This is a genomic window from Thermosynechococcus sp. Uc (assembly GCF_029335995.1).
GTDB lineage: Bacteria > Cyanobacteriota > Cyanobacteriia > Thermosynechococcales > Thermosynechococcaceae > Thermosynechococcus.
In genome coordinates, this window is the sequence record NZ_JARJMS020000028.1 from 1 (window position 1) to 17,205 (window position 17,205).

The 17,205-nt window shown below is 51.5% G+C and carries 20 protein-coding genes and 1 pseudogene; 5 read left to right on the forward strand and 16 right to left on the reverse strand.

All coding sequences use genetic code 11. The features are described 5' to 3' along the window. From P3X23_RS03035 to ureA, 8 genes and pseudogenes are all read right to left on the reverse strand, one after another. Positions 1–184: hypothetical protein (locus P3X23_RS03035; RefSeq protein ID WP_300873029.1), on the reverse strand; the 184-nt coding region annotated here is incomplete at its 3' end. Positions 185–398: 214 nt separating this feature from the next. After that, positions 399–674, reverse strand: a complete 276-nt coding sequence (locus tag P3X23_RS03040; RefSeq protein WP_300873030.1) for a MoaD/ThiS family protein — start codon at positions 672–674, stop codon at positions 399–401. Between the two features lie 44 nt (positions 675–718). Next, positions 719–2,017 carry a threonine synthase gene (gene thrC / locus P3X23_RS03045; protein ID WP_300873032.1) on the reverse strand — a complete coding sequence of 433 codons (1,299 nt, stop codon included), beginning with the start codon at positions 2,015–2,017 and terminating at the stop codon, positions 719–721. Positions 2,018–2,284: 267 nt separating this feature from the next. Beyond that, positions 2,285–3,178, reverse strand: a complete 894-nt coding sequence (locus tag P3X23_RS03050; RefSeq protein WP_300873034.1) for a DUF4388 domain-containing protein — start codon at positions 3,176–3,178, stop codon at positions 2,285–2,287. A 47-nt stretch (positions 3,179–3,225) separates the two neighbouring features. Next, positions 3,226–3,774 (reverse strand): ATP/GTP-binding protein, encoded by a 549-nt coding sequence (locus P3X23_RS03055; RefSeq protein WP_300873036.1) that lies wholly within the window; start codon positions 3,772–3,774, stop codon positions 3,226–3,228. A 12-nt stretch (positions 3,775–3,786) separates the two neighbouring features. Further along, positions 3,787–4,182: a roadblock/LC7 domain-containing protein gene (locus tag P3X23_RS03060; RefSeq protein ID WP_300873038.1), complete on the reverse strand. Its 396-nt coding sequence runs from the start codon at positions 4,180–4,182 to the stop codon at positions 3,787–3,789. Positions 4,183–4,220: 38 nt separating this feature from the next. Next, positions 4,221–4,775: a protoglobin domain-containing protein gene (locus tag P3X23_RS03065; protein WP_300873040.1), complete on the reverse strand. Its 555-nt coding sequence runs from the start codon at positions 4,773–4,775 to the stop codon at positions 4,221–4,223. A gap of 125 nt (positions 4,776–4,900) precedes the next feature. Further along, positions 4,901–5,195, reverse strand: a pseudogene (gene ureA / locus P3X23_RS03070) (urease subunit gamma). Between ureA and P3X23_RS03075 the strand changes: the two are divergent. Both P3X23_RS03075 and metK read left to right on the forward strand, forming a co-directional pair. Further along, entirely contained in the window at positions 5,187–5,750 is a 564-nt protein-coding gene (locus tag P3X23_RS03075) for a 5-formyltetrahydrofolate cyclo-ligase (RefSeq protein ID WP_300873042.1), read from the forward strand. The pseudogene ureA and the gene P3X23_RS03075 overlap by 9 nt on opposite strands. Before the next feature lie 166 nt (positions 5,751–5,916). Beyond that, positions 5,917–7,167 carry a methionine adenosyltransferase gene (gene metK / locus P3X23_RS03080; protein WP_300873044.1) on the forward strand — a complete coding sequence of 417 codons (1,251 nt, stop codon included), beginning with the start codon at positions 5,917–5,919 and terminating at the stop codon, positions 7,165–7,167. Positions 7,168–7,203: 36 nt separating this feature from the next. Here metK and P3X23_RS03085 read toward each other — a convergent pair whose 3' ends face one another. Then, complete coding sequence (locus P3X23_RS03085; RefSeq protein ID WP_300873046.1) at positions 7,204–7,527, reverse strand: hypothetical protein; 324 nt, start codon at positions 7,525–7,527, stop codon at positions 7,204–7,206. Positions 7,528–7,704: 177 nt separating this feature from the next. Between P3X23_RS03085 and P3X23_RS03090 the strand changes: the two genes are divergently transcribed. The 3 genes from P3X23_RS03090 to P3X23_RS03100 are packed head-to-tail and all read left to right on the forward strand — an operon-like array spanning position 7,705 to position 10,183. Then, positions 7,705–7,950, forward strand: a complete 246-nt coding sequence (locus P3X23_RS03090; protein WP_300873048.1) for a DUF3134 domain-containing protein — start codon at positions 7,705–7,707, stop codon at positions 7,948–7,950. Between the two features lie 45 nt (positions 7,951–7,995). Beyond that, the gene (mraY, locus tag P3X23_RS03095) at positions 7,996–9,114 is read left to right on the forward strand and encodes a phospho-N-acetylmuramoyl-pentapeptide-transferase (RefSeq protein WP_300873050.1); all 1,119 of its coding nucleotides are present in this window, start codon (positions 7,996–7,998) and stop codon (positions 9,112–9,114) included. Positions 9,115–9,133: 19 nt separating this feature from the next. After that, positions 9,134–10,183: an alcohol dehydrogenase catalytic domain-containing protein gene (locus P3X23_RS03100; RefSeq protein ID WP_300873052.1), complete on the forward strand. Its 1,050-nt coding sequence runs from the start codon at positions 9,134–9,136 to the stop codon at positions 10,181–10,183. A 4-nt stretch (positions 10,184–10,187) separates the two neighbouring features. Here P3X23_RS03100 and P3X23_RS03105 read toward each other — a convergent pair whose 3' ends face one another. The 7 genes from P3X23_RS03105 to mnmE all read right to left on the reverse strand — a co-directional run bounded on the left by P3X23_RS03105 (position 10,188) and on the right by mnmE (position 17,204). Beyond that, entirely contained in the window at positions 10,188–11,360 is a 1,173-nt protein-coding gene (locus P3X23_RS03105) for an MltA domain-containing protein (RefSeq protein ID WP_300873054.1), read from the reverse strand. 5 nt (positions 11,361–11,365) lie between these two features. After that, positions 11,366–11,620: a hypothetical protein gene (locus tag P3X23_RS03110; RefSeq protein ID WP_300873056.1), complete on the reverse strand. Its 255-nt coding sequence runs from the start codon at positions 11,618–11,620 to the stop codon at positions 11,366–11,368. 74 nt (positions 11,621–11,694) lie between these two features. Continuing rightward, complete coding sequence (locus P3X23_RS03115; protein WP_300873058.1) at positions 11,695–12,291, reverse strand: tetratricopeptide repeat protein; 597 nt, start codon at positions 12,289–12,291, stop codon at positions 11,695–11,697. A 286-nt stretch (positions 12,292–12,577) separates the two neighbouring features. Continuing rightward, entirely contained in the window at positions 12,578–13,309 is a 732-nt protein-coding gene (gene tpiA, locus P3X23_RS03120; RefSeq protein WP_300873059.1) for a triose-phosphate isomerase, read from the reverse strand. Positions 13,310–13,407: 98 nt separating this feature from the next. Beyond that, positions 13,408–13,722 (reverse strand): helix-turn-helix domain-containing protein, encoded by a 315-nt coding sequence (locus tag P3X23_RS03125; RefSeq protein WP_300873060.1) that lies wholly within the window; start codon positions 13,720–13,722, stop codon positions 13,408–13,410. Positions 13,723–14,054: 332 nt separating this feature from the next. Beyond that, positions 14,055–15,791 carry an ABC transporter ATP-binding protein gene (locus P3X23_RS03130; RefSeq protein WP_300873062.1) on the reverse strand — a complete coding sequence of 579 codons (1,737 nt, stop codon included), beginning with the start codon at positions 15,789–15,791 and terminating at the stop codon, positions 14,055–14,057. 3 nt (positions 15,792–15,794) lie between these two features. Continuing rightward, positions 15,795–17,204: a tRNA uridine-5-carboxymethylaminomethyl(34) synthesis GTPase MnmE gene (mnmE, locus tag P3X23_RS03135; RefSeq protein WP_300873064.1), complete on the reverse strand. Its 1,410-nt coding sequence runs from the start codon at positions 17,202–17,204 to the stop codon at positions 15,795–15,797. Between the last annotated feature and the right edge of the window lies 1 nt (position 17,205).

Consider the following 17,205-nt stretch of genomic DNA (forward strand, 5'->3'; position numbering starts at 1 on the left):
ACCCAGCAATGGAGAGGGGAACTGCCCAAATACTATTGGCCGTATCTGCTGCAACATCCGTGGCCACCAAGCCAACAATTACCATGGCCAAGACGCCAAACCGCAGCAGCAGCGAGTCTTCGACATTTTTGGCGGGAGCCAATATCGGTGAATTGGCAATTAGTTGCAACCAAGATTGAAACATTAGATGGCAGCGGCAAACAGTGCCCTGATCCTAGCAAATCTCTGCCCTAGAACCAGTAGATGCTCAGAGTGTTGGGGGGCGATCGCCCCCGTTGGGAAGTTCTCTATCGGCGTTTTCTCAAGGATATGAAAAATATTTGCACAAAAGCTTAATGCTCCTGTGATCAGCATTCAATCCTCTCAACAGGAGCCAACTATTCTCACTGTGTTCTGCCCTAGCCGCCAGCGATCGCGGGAATGATGCTGACTTCGTCGCCATCCTTGAGGGGCGTTTCAAGGCCATTCAGGAAACGAATATCCTCATTGTTGACATAGAAATTCACGAATCGCCGCAGTTGACCACTTTCATCACAGAGGCGCCCTTTGATGCCGGGGCAGTCCTGTTCTAACTTTTCGAGCAGCTCAGCGATCGATTGGGCTTGGCACTCCACCGTGGCCTGATCGCGAGTGAGTTTTTGCAAGGGGGTAGGAATCAAAACGGTAACAGCCATAGACCTCTAGAAACCCTCAATCAACTTCAAAAGGACAAGAAAACCTAGACCAACACCGGCTGCCAATCCAACCGTTCCAGCGTGCGCGATCGCTCTAGGGCACGCTCAAAGCTAGCCAACTTGGGTTCAATCGTCAGAGGTTGACCAATGTCGTTTTGCACTGCCTCTTGGGTTTTCAGGCCATTGCCCGTGATATAGACAACCGTCACCTCTTCGGAGTCAATTTTGCCCGCTTCCACCAACTTTTTGAGAACAGCAATTGTGGTGCCGCCAGCCGTTTCGGTGAAAATACCCTCTGTTTCTGCTAGGAGCTTAATCCCTGCCACAATTTCCTCGTCGGTGGCTGCCGCGATCGCCCCATTGGTTTTGCGGGCAATCTCTAGAGCATAAACCCCATCGGCAGGGTTGCCAATGGCAATGGATTTAGCAATCGTGTTGGGCTTCACCGGTGCTACAAAGTCCCGCCCTTCAGCGTAGGCTTGTGCAATGGGAGAGCAACCTGCGGCTTGAGCACCACTACAACGCACTGGCTTGTCGGCCACAAGACCTACTTCCACAAATTCGCGGAAGCCCTTGTAAATTTTTGTGAACAAAGAACCGGAGGCCAAGGGAGCCACAATGTGGTCAGGGAGCTGCCAGCCCAACTGTTCAATCACCTCATAACCAAGCGTCTTGGACCCTTCCGAGTAGTAGGGGCGCAAATTGATATTGACAAACCCCCACCCGTGGGTATTGGCCACTTCCGAGCAGAGGCGGTTCACTTGGTCATAGTTGCCCTCTACGGCCATCACCACTGGCCCGTAGATGAGCGTGCCCAAGACCTTGCCTGCTTCGAGATCTGCCGGGATAAAGACACAGCAGTCTAGCCCAGCGTAGGCAGCAATTGCCGCTGTTGAATTCGCCAAGTTGCCGGTACTGGCACAGGAGACCGTCGTAAAACCCAGTTCCCGCGCCCGCGTCAATGCTACCGAGACCACCCGATCCTTAAAGCTGAGGGTAGGCATATTCACAGCATCGTTTTTGATGTACAGATGTTTGAGTCCGAGGCGCCGCGCCAGCCGCTGGGCTTTGATGAGGGGAGTCATCCCCGTCCCCACATCAATGGGGTTTGCCGAGGTCACCGGCAAAAAGGCACGGTAGCGCCAAATGGACTTCGGACCCGCCTCAATCGTGCTGCGAGTCACGGCTGTCGCCAGTCGGTTGAGGTCGTACTTCACCTCAAGTGGACCAAAGCAGTATTCGCAGACGTGAATAGCTTTGGGTTCGTACTCTGCACCACACTCTTTACATTTGAGGTGGGTAAAGTAGGCGGTTTCGGGAGTGGAGGTCAAGGTTGCGGTCATGGGTCTTAGACTGCCTCAGACAAGTTGTTGACCATCCTAGCAGGGGGCGATCGCCCTGTCAAACATATCCGACTATTTTTATCGGGATTTGAATTGCAATCAATTTTCCAGAGGAGAATTCAGCAGGCAGCAGGTACTTGTGACGAGCACAGGCACAAATCTATCCAGCCATCCCCGCCATTACGGAAAATGAATAGCTCTGAAATGAACACTTTGCGGCGATATTTTGGGGTGAGTACCCGCGAGCGCCCGCTTGAAACAAATATGTCACTGAGACGATTGCAGTGAAGGCAGACCCGTCTTGTTTTTTAGAAAAGACACCAACCCATTGAGGAATGATGAACTTAAGGGGGTCGCCACGTCATTGGTGGTCTCTTCTACCATTTCTGTGGGACATGGATGGGTTGCTGCTACTGGGGCAATGTTAACAACCTCTTCAACCATGCCCATGACGACAAAGCGAAAACAAATTTTTTGTACTTCCAGAATATCTAGGTTCAGTCTCTGGGCAATTTCCTGAATCGTGGTCATGCCGTTAATATGCTCCCACACCTGCCACTCTACTCTTCCTAGTTGGACAGAGGGCGGTTCACTGACCAAGCTCACCATTGTTGAGTCCGCCAAGGGCAACTTATCCATCAGAGGCGTCCAATCCCGCAACAACCGCAAGCCAGCTAATGTAATTGCTTGTGGTGAAGCACTTAGCCCAGTCATTTCAGCAAAAGGTAGTGGATGATGGGCATCAAAGTGAAAATAGCCCTCTTTCAAGGCAAACAGATAGGGAATTGGAGTTAACACCTGTTGCTTAAACAATAATTGGATTTGGTGTGCATCCATAATCCCTTGAGATTTGAGAAAAACACCTAAAGGCACATTGGCCGGATAGCGGCTCATGATTCGCTGTATGGTTAGCGGATGAAGCAAGCCCCGTTGCTCAATCAGTTGACAGAGACCTTGATGGTTTAAAGTGGTAGTGGCTGCTACTATTTGCCCATATCGGAAGAAAAGATAATGTTCTTGGCTTGGCGGCAGTAGGAGCCCAGATAAATGATTATGATTATCTATAGTCTTGATAGAAAGACAGCCTGTTTTGTGACCCTGCTCCAGAAAACGAAAAACCTCTCCTAGTGAAAACTCAGACAAATAAGCACTGATCTTCATGAGTCTCCCCCTGATCTTGCAAGCGTTTCTTGAGTAAATAGCATCTCCTAGTAAACAGCAGTGGTTTGAGCTTCAGCGTAGGCCTGAATCAAATGCATCATTGCGTTTGCCACCGACGAGCGATCCAAGGCATTGACCGCAACCATGGGGGGTCGGCCATGGGGACTGAGGTAACCCAAGGCAAGAGCAATTTCTGCCATAGGCCAAGCATTGGGATTGTCAGCGTGGCTACAGCCCAAAATCATCGGTACTTTTGTTCGATGGCGCATAAAGGCAGAGATTCGCCGTGCTGCTCGGAAATCTTGGGGACGATGAGAACTCACAAGCAAAATAAATGCATGAGCCTTACGGATGAGAATGTCCCACATAAAGTCAAAGCGCTCTTGGCCGGGAGTGCCGTATAAATGCAGTGCCATATTGGGGCTAAACTGCAACCGGCCAAAGTCCATCGCTACTGTTGTCTTGGGTTTGAGACTAGCTGCCTCATCCGTGGCCTTGCGATCAGTGTCCACCGCTTCAATCTCGCTAATTGTGCGAATAAATGTCGATTTGCCAGCACCGACAGGGCCTGTCACCACAATGCGCATGATTTCCATCGGCGGTGACTCCTAGACGCCCAAGGTTTGATTCAAACTGCTCAGTTGCAGTTGCAATTCGGCCAAGACATTTTTAATCTCAAGGTTGATAATTCCCAGTTTGGCTGAGGCATCAGCAAGGACTAAAAGAACAGCATCTTCAGTACAACTAGTGAGAATGCCATAGCCGCTGCCACCCTCAACTAAAATCCGCTCAATTTGTCCACGGTTAAGTTCGCGGCCAATTCGCTCACCCAACGATAGCATCGCTGCTGACATTGCAGCTACCCGTTCTTCGTCCATTCCCCCTGGTAAAACAGCAGCAAGTGTAAGACCATCTGGGGAAACCAACGCTGCCCCTTGGACATTACTAGCATTAGCAACAAAGCTTTGTAATGTGGCTTCAAGTTTAGAAACGTCAATTGGCATTTTGTTTTCCTCTTGGCGGCAGTTACAAAAACTAACAACTACATCGAGGCAGCACCGGTCGTAATGAGGCGCTGGAAGAGGGCTTGTGTCCAACCAGTTTCCTGCAACACAGCTTGGGCAGACACCTCAAAATAGGCCTGCTCAATAAAAGCCAAGTCAATCATGCAGATCTTGCCGAGGGCATCCCCTAGTACTTCGGATTGACCACTTTGGCGCAGCTTTTGCCGCACTGCATTCACTACGACTGCCATGGCTGGTACGACATGCTGTGGCCCAATGCCGACTTTCACATGGACTAAGCCAATTTTCCAACGGCGATCGGCATAGTTTTTGCCCCAGCCGTCCATGCCGGTAAACATTTCTGCAAACCACTCCACAAACGTTTGCCGGAGACGATGAATACGCCCTTCAGTTGCATTGAGGATGGCATTCATTTCCTCATCTCGCCCCAAATAGTCATAGAAAATGTCTGCCATTTCTGGGGCAATTTCTTTGCCCCAAGGAGCGGCAGCAGTTAAGGTGGCTTTGTCGGCATCGCTGAGCTGGACGCGACGCACCATCGTTGTCATGAAGTCTGTTGGATTAATTGCCATAACGTCCCTTCGTAAAGCGTTTAGCGTGAAAAGCTTTGGCTTTGGAAAAGTTAGTAGATTTTTGAATGCCTGTAAAGTATCCTGAAATACCAAAATACTCAATATCCTTAAGACTTTCTGTGATTTCAGCAAATGGGTGTATGCACGGTCACCAGCTTTGTGCCATTGGGAAATGTCGCCTTGACTGGCACCTCTGTTGAGGATTTCCGGTACCCCTTGACATCAATCGCGGCTGAACAGTGTTGGGCCACAGTGCATTGAATCCGTAACTGTGGGTCCCTCCTGCACCCTATTCCAAAAAAGCAGCGGAAAGATGGCCACTGCTTCGGGATAATTGAGCTTGAGACCCCGTGCTTTACGACGTTCGGCCACAAGGGCAGCGGTAAAAATCAGGAGTTTGTCTAAAAACCAATGAGGGATGACGCAAAAACCAAACTGCGACAACAGTATCTCCAATGGCGGCAGCACTTGAGCGATCGCGAGTGGCAAGATCGCAGTCGGCGCATTTGTCAGCACTTGCTTAATCATCCCCAGTTTCAACAGGCAACGACGGTTTTGACCTACGTGCCCCACCGGCGGGAACCTGATTTGCGCTCCCTTTGGCCACTTCCCAAACAGTGGGGTTTGCCCCGTATCGTAGGTCAGAATTTGCAGTGGCATTGTTTTAGTGGCAAAGAAGACTCTCTCCAGCAAGGACGTTATGGCATTTGGCAACCTGCTGCCAATGCTCCCCTCATTGATCTAAAGGTCGTTCATCTGTGTTTGGTTCCTGCGATTGCTTGCGATCGCCAAGGCTACCGTCTCGGCTATGGCGCCGGTTTTTTCGATCGTCTCTTCGCCCATCCAGACTGGCAACACATTTGTCGCTGGGGGATTGTGTTTGAGTCAGCGGTGGTCGAAGAATTGCCCCGTGATCCATGGGATCAACCCCTCCAGGTGATTTGCACCGAATCAGGCATCTTTGAAATCACTTAAAATTTGCCTTTAGTCTAACCAATCATTCCATTCACTCCTGTGTCTCGCCGCTCAGGTATAATTCTAAGATTTAGAAACAAGTCCTTGTTTTTTAGTCAAAAGTCCGTGTTAGGGCAGGCAAATTGATTGCATCTCTTTCAGTTATTCATGCCATAGGAGTGCTATCTTGCGTTACTTATTTAGTTCGGAATCCGTCACCGAAGGCCACCCCGATAAAATCTGCGACCAAATTGCCGATGCCATTCTGGATGCTCTACTTACCCAGGATCCCCAGAGTCGCGTTGCCGCTGAGGTCGTTGTGAATACAGGTCTTGTGCTGATTACGGGGGAAATTACCACCAAAGCACAGGTTAACTACGTCAACTTGGCTCGGCAGAAAATCCGTGAAATTGGCTATACCGACGCTGAAAATGGCTTTGCTGCCAATAGCTGTGCTGTCATCGTTGCTCTTGATGAGCAATCTCCCGACATTGCCCGCGGGGTAGACACTGCCCAGGAAGCACGGGAACACCTCAGTCATGCTGAATTAGATCGTATTGGTGCGGGCGATCAGGGCATTATGTTTGGCTATGCCTGCAATGAAACTCCTGAGTATATGCCCTTGCCCATTAGTTTGGCTCACCGCATGGCACGTCGCTTGGCCGCTGTCCGCAAAACGGGTCAACTCCCTTACCTGCGTCCCGATGGTAAAACCCAAGTCACCGTCATCTACGAGGATGGCAAGCCCGTGGGCATTGATACAATTCTAATCTCCACCCAACACACAGCTACCATTGGTGACATCAGCGATGAAGCTGCCATTCAAGAAAAGATCAAGTCTGATCTGCAGGAAGCAGTGGTCAAACCCGTCTTTGCAGATCTGGCTATCAAACCCGATGACAATACCCGCTTTCTCGTCAATCCCACGGGCAAATTTGTAATTGGTGGTCCCCAAGGGGATTCAGGACTGACAGGACGTAAACTCGTTGTGGATACCTACGGTGGCTATGCCCGCCACGGGGGCGGTGCTTTTTCTGGTAAAGACCCCACTAAGGTGGATCGCAGTGCTGCCTACATGGCTCGTTACATTGCCAAAAACATTGTTGCCGCGGGGTTGGCCGATAAATGCGAGTTACAGATTAGCTATGCCATTGGTGTCGCTCGCCCCATGAGCCTGTTTGTGGATACCTTTGGCACGGGTAAACTCGCTCCAGAGCAATTACTGGAGTTGATTAAGAGCCATTTTGATCTGCGCCCTGCTGCCATCATCCAAACCTTCGGCCTGTGTCACCTGCCCCAAGAGCGCGGCGGGCGCTTCTATCAAGATGTAGCTGCTTATGGCCATTTCGGCCGAAGTGACCTCGACTTACCTTGGGAAAAACTTGACAAAGTAGCAGAGCTGCAAGCGGCAGCTGCTCAGTTTTTCAGCACAGTCTAGGCAAAAAATTGGGGGGAATGGCTCCCCCCTCAACTCTTACTGGGTAACTCGTTGTAGGCAGGTTTGTGCTGTTTTGGTAAGCATCTGCCGCACTTCTGGGGTCACATTGGTCTGGACATCTTCACCGATTGCCTGAAACTGGGCTAAGGTCAGTGACGATTGCAATTCATTGATCACACAGCTACAGTAAGCGTTACCGTATTGTGCCATTTGTGGTACCCGTTCCTGCAGGGCAGTTGTGCATTCACTCGTAAATCGGGAAACTACTTCTGGGGGATAAGGAGCCGCGATCGCGCCCCCACCGAGGGACACTGCACTCAAAACAGCAAAGGCGATGGATGATTTCTTTGATAAAGACATGCTTTTTATCCCTCGTGTGTCAAAGTTGAATATCTATTTTTTAGTGACTTCTCTAGTATAGGCAGGTTCCAAGGAATGTGCCACTTTAAGCGATCGCCACAGGCTGAAGATTTACATTCCCGTAGCCAAACGTTAGACTTAAAGATTGGACTATCACAATACTGTTACCCTAACCCTATGACCCTATACAACCCCTCCTTGTACGAAGAACCCATTTCCCAAAAGAACTTAACGGCTGCGGGGCGCTCGGAGCGCTCCATTTTGGAATGGTTACAGCAAACGGGTCGATTGATTGCCCGCGATGGCAATGAGGCAGACCCCCTTCTAGATAGCGCCCTTGATGATATGGGTGAAATTGAGGAGTTTGTTGGTGACTCCTTGGGGGATTACGACGAAGAAGAGGACCTAGGGCTTGAAGAGTAGCGCACGGATACCCCTATTATCGGAGTGACGTGCTGGAAGATGCCCATGTCCTCGCCCAAAACTACCGCCACAGTCAAAGCCAGTTGGCTTACAGGACAGCGACTGTTTGGTCTTCTTGCTATTGGCTTGCTCATGGCAAGTCTTGCCTACGATACCAGGGCAACTCAGTGGCAGCAGCCGTTGCAAACCTTAACGGTGCCTTGGTTGGTGGGTTTTACTGTCGTTGCAGTTCTAGGGATGGCTGTGGTGCCTATTCTACGGCGGTTGAAAACAGGGCAAGTGATTCGTGAAGATGGCCCGCAATCTCACCTAAAAAAATCGGGCACACCGACAATGGGGGGAATCTTTTTTGTGCCAACGGGGCTAGGTCTGGCGATCCTGTGGACGGGATTCGCTCAAGGGCAACTATCGGTAACAGTGGGGGCGATCGCCCTTTTGGTGCTCTGGTATGCTGCCATTGGTTGGTGGGACGACTGGCAAGTGCTGCAGCGCAAATCCAATAAAGGACTATCGGCTCGGCTGCGGCTCCTCCTAGAGGGTATTGGGGCAGCGCTCTTTTGTGCTTGGCTAGTGGGTAGTGATCCTACAGCAACCACTGTCACTGCTCCGTGGGGATGGGTCTGGCCCCTGGGCATTGGTTTTATTCCTTTAGCAATTTTTGTGCCGATGGCTGAAGGCAATGCCCTAAATCTCACTGATGGTTTAGATGGCCTTGCCGCTGGCACTACAGCGATCGCCCTGTTGGCCCTAGGAATGATTCTGACTTCCTACCCCGATTTGCAAATTTTGGCGGTGGTCATGAGTGGTGCCTGCCTTGGCTTTCTCTGGCACAATCACCATCCGGCGCGGGTATTTATGGGGGATACGGGTTCCCTGGCTCTTGGGGCGCTCCTTGCGGGTCTTGGCTTGGCGAGTCATCACCTTTGGGAACTGTTGATTGTCAGCGGTCTTTTTTTTGTGGAGTCGCTCTCGGTGATTGCCCAAGTGCTCTACTACAAAGCAACAAAAGGACCTGACGGTGTGGGCAAACGACTGCTGCGGATGGCTCCCCTACACCATCACTTTGAATTGGGCGGTTGGTCAGAACTGCGGGTTGTGGGTACATTCTACGGAGTGGTTGCCCTCTTGGGAGTGCTCTGTGGCCTCCTAAAATGGCTGACCTGAAGTCTGGCGGGGAATCTCCATGAAAGCAGCAGTACTCTACGGCAAAGAAGATGTCCGCATTGAAACTGTGGCCGATCCCACGCCGGGACCAGGGGAAGTGGTGATTCGGGTGCGGGCAGCAACTACCTGTGGCACTGACTTAAAGGTGTGGCAGCGGGGAGGACATGCGCGGATGTTAACGCCGCCCATTCTCTTTGGCCATGAAGCCGCAGGAGAAATTGTGGCCTTAGGAGCGGGGGTGACGGGATGGCGCTTGGGCGATCGCGTAGTGGCCAATAATTCTGCCCCCTGTGGTCAGTGTTTCTACTGTCAGCGGCAGGCCTTTTCCCTCTGCCCTCACCTAGAGTTCAACAATGGCACCTTTGCCGAATATCTAAAAATTCCCGCCAGCATTGTCCGCCAGAATCTTCTGCCCATTCCCGAATCCCTCTCCTTTGCCTTGGCAGCGCTCACTGAACCCCTTGCCTGTGTACTTCACGGTGTGGCTCGCTCTGGGTTTGACCCAGCCATGGTTGAGCAGTGGCCAAGTCCACCGCAAATTGTTGTCCTTGGGGATGGTGCCATTGGTCTGATGTTCATTGGTGTTTTAGCTCAGCAAAGAGCACGGGTCTTTGCCTTTGGCGGTTCTGATCAGCGGCTGGCGATCGCCCGTACTTTTGGGGCCGAGCAAACCGTCAATCATCACCAGTGCAGCGATATTCCCGCCGTAGTCAAAGAGTGGACCGCAGGCCGAGGGGCTGACATTGTCATTGAAGCCACGGGGGTTCCAACTGTCTGGGAAACCGCAATTGCCTGTGGTCGTCCCGGTGCCACGATTAACCTCTTTGGCGGCTGTCCACGGCAAACCGCGATCCGCGTGGATACTGAGCGCTTGCACTATGAAGAATTGACACTGAAGGGAGTATTTCACAACACCCCTGCATTTGTCCGCCAAGCGCTGCAATGGATTACCCGTGGCACACTGCCCTTTGAGCAGCTCATTAGTGGCCAAGCCTCCTTGATGGAGATTGAGAGCGTCCTCCAAGGAATGAAGGCACGCCAAGTCATCAAAGTGGCAATTCAGCCCTAGGGAGTTATTCCCGCAGGAGCAAATAGTACAATTGCCCTGGCGTATTAATTAGGCCCGCCCGCGCTTTGGCTACATCTCCTGTGCCCATGAAAATATCCACACGCCCTGGCCCGCGAATGGCACTCCCTGTATCTTGATCCAAAACAAAACGGCTGACAGGGGTTTGCTGCCATTGACCTTGGGCTTTGCGGGGAATCTGGGTATTGATCACGGCCAAGGCACCCGGGGGCATCAAGGACTTATCGGTGGCGATCGAACGCTCTGGAATTACAGGAATTGAGAGACTGCCAGTGGGTGGCCGACCCTGGGTGTATTCAAAGAAAACAAAGCTGGCGTTGCGGGGCAAATAGCGATCTAACTCAGCAGGGTTGGCCTTAAAGTAGGCCACAAGCCGCGGTAGTGTCAGTTCCTCGCGGGCAATCTTGCCATCGCGAATGAGTTCTTGGCCAATACTAGTGTAGGGATGATTGGTTTTGGCAGCATAGCCCACAGTAAAGCGGCGACCATTGGGCAGTTGCAGTTCAGCAGATCCTTGGACGTGAACTAGAAAAGCCTCTAGGCGATCGCGCAAATATACCAACTCTAACCCCCGCAGGGGACCTTGGTGCCACTGCTGTCCATCTGCGCCTTCCAGTTCCAAGCGCGTTGGGTGTGGCTCTCGCCACTGTTCCCAATTGGGAGGACGCCGAAAAAGGGGGTAGCGGTATTCTGCTGTGGGCACTAAGCTGGCTCGATAGGTTGGTGCATAGTAGCCCGTAAAATCCACTCGGCCTTGGCCATCGGCGCCAATGGACTGATAAAACACAAATTCTCGTTTGACTGCTGTTTGCAGTTCTACCGCAGAGCGATGGATTTGTACCAAATGGCGAAAGCGTTCCAGGGAGCGAATCACCCGCTGATGCAAATTGACCCCTAGGGCTGCCCCTGGCTGGCCGGGAGCGGTGTAGGCGGCGTAGTCTCGGCGTGCTTTCTCGGTGCGCAGGTAGCGCAAACTGTGATCAATGGCTTGTAGAAGTCGCACTCGCTCACGGGAGGATTCCCAAAGAGTTGTATCAAGGGCAACCGTCGGCGGGAGTTGGTTTTGGCGGATTAAGGGAGTAACGGTTGGGGCGGTGGCGATCGCGCCTGTTGCCAAGATTACGACCCCCTGCATCCATCCAGTGAATAAACCCGCCATAGGCTTTAGGCAAACCGATCCACACTAGAGGTAAACACAGGTTCCACCCGAATGGCAAACACCTTCGAGGGACGCACTACCATGTATTCCCCTTGAATATTTTTGATGGGGACGGAAATAAAGTCATTGGAATTGGCTTTGGCCGCTAATTCACTGCTGTACCACTTCTGGAAGTCTTGAATAGTGGGGAAGCGCACCTCCTCACGGTGACCGCCATCCAGAAATAAATGAACCGCAAATTCAGAAGGGGTTCTGGGCATAGGCGCGATCGCTCATCCTTATCATGCACATTATATTATCGCCATATTATCGCCGTAATTGGTGGCTTCAGGTACTAAGGTCCTCCGGTGAGGGGACGGGGGGCGCGATCATAGTACTGAGCTGTCATTGTTGGGTTGAGACTGCGAGCACGCTCATAGTCCCGTTGTGCCAATTCCACATTGCCGCTGTCGAAGTAGGCCATACCCCGACTATAGTAGGCGGCAACAAATTGGGGATCCCGTGCTAGGGCAGCATCAAAGTCCGCAATCGCCGCTGTATAGTTTTGCAGGGCGAGATAGGCCATGCCTCGGTTGTAGTAGGCGGCAATAAACTGTGGCTCGTTGCGCACTGCCGTAGTAAAGTCAGCGATCGCCCGCTGCATATCCCCTTGGTCGTAGTAGGCCATGCCACGAGCAAAGTAGTAATCAGCGCTAGGGTTGAGTCTGATTGCTTGGCTAAAGGCTTGAATGGCAGCATCTAGATTACCAGTACCTTGGTGCATTAACCCTATGTTGTAGTAGTCCTCAGCACTGCGGGGTACCAGTCGTTGTAGCTCCTGAAGTTCCGGTGTTGTCAAGGTGGCGATCGCTATGGGCTGTGCCACAGCAGCTCTGCTGAGACCAACAAAAGCAGCTAAAACGATCAAAGTACTGGAGAGTTGTTGGCGCATCGTCGGCCTCCTTGCGGCATTACTCAGCCTTACTTCGATCCTAAAAGAAAATGAAGAAATCGCCCAGCAAACGATAAGAGCTGTAATAAACCACTGGGTGTGGCTCTTTCCTTAAATATGGAAATACAAAAAATACAGTCACATAGCAGTTGTGACTGTTTTAAGCACATTCCATCCTTGGGAAAAGGACTGTATGTTGATAATATGGTTTTGCCCCCAGTTGGCAGCGCCCTATCTGTTGGATCAGGCGCGATCTTGGGCACCAAGATAGAACGCAGTGTGAGATTCAAAGGGGCTTGTAATTAACAATACGCCCAAAACTCTCCGGCTGCAAACTGGCGCCACCCACAAGAACCCCATCAATTTCTGGCTGTGCCATGATCGCATCAATGTTGGTGGCATTGACCGAGCCGCCGTACTGAATGGGAACATCGGGATTCTGCAACTTGCTACGAATTAAACCAATGACACGGTTGGCTTCCGCCTCTTCACAGGTATCGCCGGTACCGATTGCCCAAATGGGTTCGTAGGCAATTACCAAATTGGCCTGATCCACATCCACCAAGTCCAGCGCCAACTGCTGCAAGATATGGGCTTCTGTTTCCCCGGCATCCCGCTGCGCTTTTGTTTCGCCGACACAGAGAATGGGGGTCAGACCGTGGCTTTGAGCAGCCTTGAGCCGTTGATTGACTGTAGTATCAGTTTCACCAAAATACTGCCGCCGCTCACTGTGGCCAACAATCACGTAGCGCACACCCAACTCCACTAGCATCGGTGGCGAAATTTCTCCCGTAAATGCCCCTTGATCTGCCCAGTGGACATTTTGGGCACCTAGTTTTACCCGCGTTCCGTGCAGACTCTTGGACAATACACTCAAACAGGTATAGGGGACGCACAACACCACCTCGCGATCGCCGGGCGTATCCACCAACTTTCCTAAAAACTCCTGTAGGAAGGCCACTGCCTCCTGTTGGGTTTTGTGCATTTTCCAGTTGCCAGCAAGAACTTTTGGGCGCACTCGTCCTGATTTTCCTTTGTAAAACTCAGCGTATTTAAGAGTACCATACGGGTTGCCTCTACCATTAAGGATTTGTTGATCTAGGAAGTGGATGAAACTCAACCCAACTTGTCCCAAACCGCCGCAACTCGGGGCGATTGACGCTTGGGTTGAACGCAAGGAGTACGCCGTCCAAATTTGACTTGGTAGGTGTCGTTGTCAACTGCTACGTAACCTAGTTGCAAAATCTCTGCTAGAGTGGCGCTCACCTCTGCCGCAGACCACTGCAACTGCTCAGCTAATTCTGGCACCCTTAAGGGTTTGGGCTGGCGCCTCATCAGTGTTAAAAGCAATCGCTGGCGATCGGTCAAAACTAGTAAATCTGCGGGATTCAGCCCCCTCTCAGAACCACTACTGGTGTCTTGATTGTTCATTATTGGCAATATTCCTCAACGGCAGTGGCTCAGCCTTCGTCACTTGTAGTTGCATCTAAGCAGGATCAAAACAGCGCTCCTGATCCGCCTAGGCTACCCTAATCCAACAAGTGCTGCACAACACTCCTGATAACCAAACTGTAGGGATGCTGCGGGTAGCGCAAACAGAAAATATCACTGTTCCCCAAAAGAATGCACAGAAACGATGCTACCCATGGCTGTCCTCGCCAATCCAAGAGTTCAAGGTCTATTTTCACATCCAGCTATCCAGGAAAGATCTCATGCCAAATTCAGAAAATAGAACGTAAACAGCCAGCCCATCAGAAAAAGGGTCATTCCGCATCTTGAAAATACTGCTGCGTGTAAAACTGGGCATAGCGGGCAGACTGAGCTAGGAGTTCTTGGTGAGTACCACTTTCAATGATCCGCCCCTGCTCTAGGACAAGAATGCGATCGGCGCGACGAACCGTCGCCAAACGGTGGGCAATAATAAAGACAGTGCGCCCTTTCATTGCTTTCTCCAAGGCACTCTGCACCAAGGCTTCCGATTCAGCATCCAAAGCAGAGGTGGCTTCATCCAAAATCAAGATGCGTGGATCGGCATAAACCGCGCGGGCGATCGCCAGTCGTTGTCGTTGCCCCCCAGAGAGATTGATTCCCCTTTCCCCCACCCATGTCTGATACCCCTCAGGAAACTGAGTAATAAAGTCGTGGGCATTGGCAATTTTGGCGGCCTCAATTAGACGTTCCCAATCTGGTTTAGGGTAACCAAAAGCAATATTTTGGGCAATGCTACCGGAAAAAAGAATGGTTTCTTGGGGAACGATACCAATTTGCCGCCGTAGGCTTTTAAGGGTGACAGTTTTAATATCAATACCATCAATCAAGACTTTTCCTGCTTGGGGGTCATAAAAACGGGGCAATAGGTTAACAATGGTTGATTTACCTGCCCCTGAATGCCCCACAAGGGCAATCACTTCGCCCGGCTCCGCTAATAGATTAAAGTCATTGAGCACTGGACGCTCTGGATCATAGCCAAAGCACACATCTAGGTATTGCACTTTCCCAGAAATGGGTGGTAAGGGCTGCGCCTGGCTGATTTCCTTGATTGTGGGCTCTAGAGCCAACAGGCCAAAGCTGCGCTCCACCGAGGCCTGTGCCATTTTCAGTTCGTTGTAATCGGCGGAAATCATATTTATTGGGTCTATTAGTAGTGCCACTGCGGCAACAAAGCTCAGGAACTGTGGTCCTGTGAGATGACCTACATTAATTTGCCATGCCCCTAAGATAAACAGGAGCATGATGCTGAGGGCTTCGAGAAACCCCACTACAGGGTATTGCATTGACTTGATGCGTTCTGCACGGTAGCGAGCACGGCGGTTAGTATCGGCTTGCTGTTCAAACTGCTCGACGGCATAGTCTTCAGCGGCAAAGGCTCTAATCAGGCGAATTCCAGAAAAAATTTCCGTGAGGTGGGAAGCTAAATCGGCAATGCGGGCTTGACTTAGGCGCGACTGTCGCAGCAAACGGTTGCCAAACCAAGCAATAAGAAACGTCATCAGCGGTGCAATGATCATCGTTCCCAGTGTTAATTGCCAGTTGAGGTAGAACATATAGCCAATAACGGCAAATGTTGTTAAAATCGAGGGGATCAGACGATGAAAACTGCTATTGATCATGACGCCAATGCGATCCACGTCCTCAGTGAGGCGATAGGTGAGATCGCCCGTCGCTGCTTTCTCGAAATAGTCCACGCCCAAACGATGCAGATGACGGTAAAGCCGCACCCGAATGTCATAGACAATCCGTAGGGAAATATCGGACATGAGAACATCTTGGCCAAATTGGCAAAAACTACGACCGACAAACAGCAGCGAGGAGGCCGCACACCACTGAATGAGGCCGAGTAAATCTCCTGCGCCAATGAGCTTGGCCGCTTGGCCAATCAGGTAGGCGATCGCCGGCATGGTCGAGACGTAGCCGAGGGTACACAAAAAAGCAACCAGCAACCGTCGCCGATAGGGAAGGATATAGGCAAATAACAGCCGGTAGCTGGTATTCCAAAGCATGGGCTATTTTCCAATGCAAAAACGGCTAAAGATTTGTTCTAACACAGACTCAGTCACCTCCTCCCCAGTTAGGGTGCCAAGGGCACGGGCGGCGGCATGAAGGTCAATGGTCCAAAAATCGAGGGGCAGTTGGGCATCAATGGCCGCAAGCACGTGATTCAGGGATTGGTGAACCTGCTCCAAGAGCGCGGCTTGGCGTTGGTTGATGGCAAAGTCTAAGTTGGCGGCAGTAACCCCTTGGCCTTGAACAAGCTCTAAAATGGCGTCCTCCAAATGCTCAATTCCCCTTTGGCTAAGGGCAGAGAGCAGCACAGTGGGAATGGGGGCAATGGGCAATGCAATATCTTTGATATCTCCCGTTTCCCGGAGGAGATCAGCTTTGTTCAAGACAACCAAAACTGACTTAGGTGCCTGTTGCCGCCGCTGTTGGAGATTGAGTTGGTCGTAAATCTCTTGATCGGCAGCTGTCCACCCTTGACTTGCATCGATGACAAAAAGGATAAGATCGGCACTGGCTGCGGCTTGGCGCGATCGCTGGACGCCAATTTGTTCAACAAGGTTATCGGTCTGGCGAATACCTGCGGTATCGAGCACTTGGATGGGAATGCCACCTACAACCAATTGGGATTCCACAATATCGCGGGTGGTGCCGGGTAAATCTGTAACGATGGCGCGATCGCTACGGCTCCAAGCATTGAATAGACTCGACTTACCCACGTTGGGGCGGCCGACAATCGCTACCTTTAACCCGGTGCGGATGAGCGCTCCTCGTTCTGCGGTTGCCAAAAAGCCTTCTACTTGGTGTTGTAACTCACGAATTTGTGCTGCAGTGGCTTGGGGGTCAAGGGGGGGTAGCTCGTCGGTAAAATCTAACCGCGCTTCAATTTCCGCTAAGAGGGATAAACAGGTCTGACGAATATGCTTGAGGGGGCGGGCGAATTTCCCCGTAAGACCCGCTAAAGCAATTTGGGCTGCCGTTGTGGATTGGGCGGCCACCAGTTCAGCTACACTTTCGGCTTGGGTGAGATCAAGGCGACCGTTGAGGAAGGCACGCAGGGTAAATTCCCCCGGCGCTGCTAAACGTGCCCCTGCGGCAACACAAAGTTGCAGTACTCGCTGTACAGGGATCAGGCCACCATGACAGTGAAATTCCACCACATCTTCGCGGGTGTAGGAGCGGGGAGCAAACATTAAAAGGAGGAGCGCTTCATCTACCCGTTCCCCCGTCTGGGGATCTCGCACATAGCCATAGAGAATGCGATGGGATTTCCAAGACTGCTTGCCGGGAGCTTCAAATAAAGATTGAGCGATCGCAACGGCGTCGGCTCCTGAGAGACGGACAATGCCGATACTCCCTTGTTGGGGCACAATAGCCGTGGCGATCGCCACAATCGTGTCATGGAGGTGTTGCACT

What these genes read in the sequence shown, in the direction of transcription:
- P3X23_RS03065 (WP_300873040.1), bottom strand. Translation starts at nt 4,775, where the DNA reads ATGGCAATTAATCCAACAGACTTCATGACAACGATGGTGCGTCGCGTC.
- P3X23_RS03125 (WP_300873060.1), bottom strand. Translation starts at nt 13,722, where the DNA reads ATGAACAATCAAGACACCAGTAGTGGTTCTGAGAGGGGGCTGAATCCC.
- P3X23_RS03100 (WP_300873052.1), top strand. Translation starts at nt 9,134, where the DNA reads ATGAAAGCAGCAGTACTCTACGGCAAAGAAGATGTCCGCATTGAAACT.
- P3X23_RS03085 (WP_300873046.1), bottom strand. Translation starts at nt 7,527, where the DNA reads ATGTCTTTATCAAAGAAATCATCCATCGCCTTTGCTGTTTTGAGTGCA.
- P3X23_RS03050 (WP_300873034.1), bottom strand. Translation starts at nt 3,178, where the DNA reads ATGAAGATCAGTGCTTATTTGTCTGAGTTTTCACTAGGAGAGGTTTTT.
- P3X23_RS03055 (WP_300873036.1), bottom strand. Translation starts at nt 3,774, where the DNA reads ATGGAAATCATGCGCATTGTGGTGACAGGCCCTGTCGGTGCTGGCAAA.
- mraY (WP_300873050.1), top strand. Translation starts at nt 7,996, where the DNA reads ATGTCCTCGCCCAAAACTACCGCCACAGTCAAAGCCAGTTGGCTTACA.
- P3X23_RS03090 (WP_300873048.1), top strand. Translation starts at nt 7,705, where the DNA reads ATGACCCTATACAACCCCTCCTTGTACGAAGAACCCATTTCCCAAAAG.
- P3X23_RS03040 (WP_300873030.1), bottom strand. Translation starts at nt 674, where the DNA reads ATGGCTGTTACCGTTTTGATTCCTACCCCCTTGCAAAAACTCACTCGC.
- P3X23_RS03130 (WP_300873062.1), bottom strand. Translation starts at nt 15,791, where the DNA reads ATGCTTTGGAATACCAGCTACCGGCTGTTATTTGCCTATATCCTTCCC.
- P3X23_RS03110 (WP_300873056.1), bottom strand. Translation starts at nt 11,620, where the DNA reads ATGCCCAGAACCCCTTCTGAATTTGCGGTTCATTTATTTCTGGATGGC.
- P3X23_RS03115 (WP_300873058.1), bottom strand. Translation starts at nt 12,291, where the DNA reads ATGCGCCAACAACTCTCCAGTACTTTGATCGTTTTAGCTGCTTTTGTT.
- P3X23_RS03105 (WP_300873054.1), bottom strand. Translation starts at nt 11,360, where the DNA reads ATGGCGGGTTTATTCACTGGATGGATGCAGGGGGTCGTAATCTTGGCA.
- P3X23_RS03075 (WP_300873042.1), top strand. Translation starts at nt 5,187, where the DNA reads ATGAGGGATGACGCAAAAACCAAACTGCGACAACAGTATCTCCAATGG.
- P3X23_RS03060 (WP_300873038.1), bottom strand. Translation starts at nt 4,182, where the DNA reads ATGCCAATTGACGTTTCTAAACTTGAAGCCACATTACAAAGCTTTGTT.
- thrC (WP_300873032.1), bottom strand. Translation starts at nt 2,017, where the DNA reads ATGACCGCAACCTTGACCTCCACTCCCGAAACCGCCTACTTTACCCAC.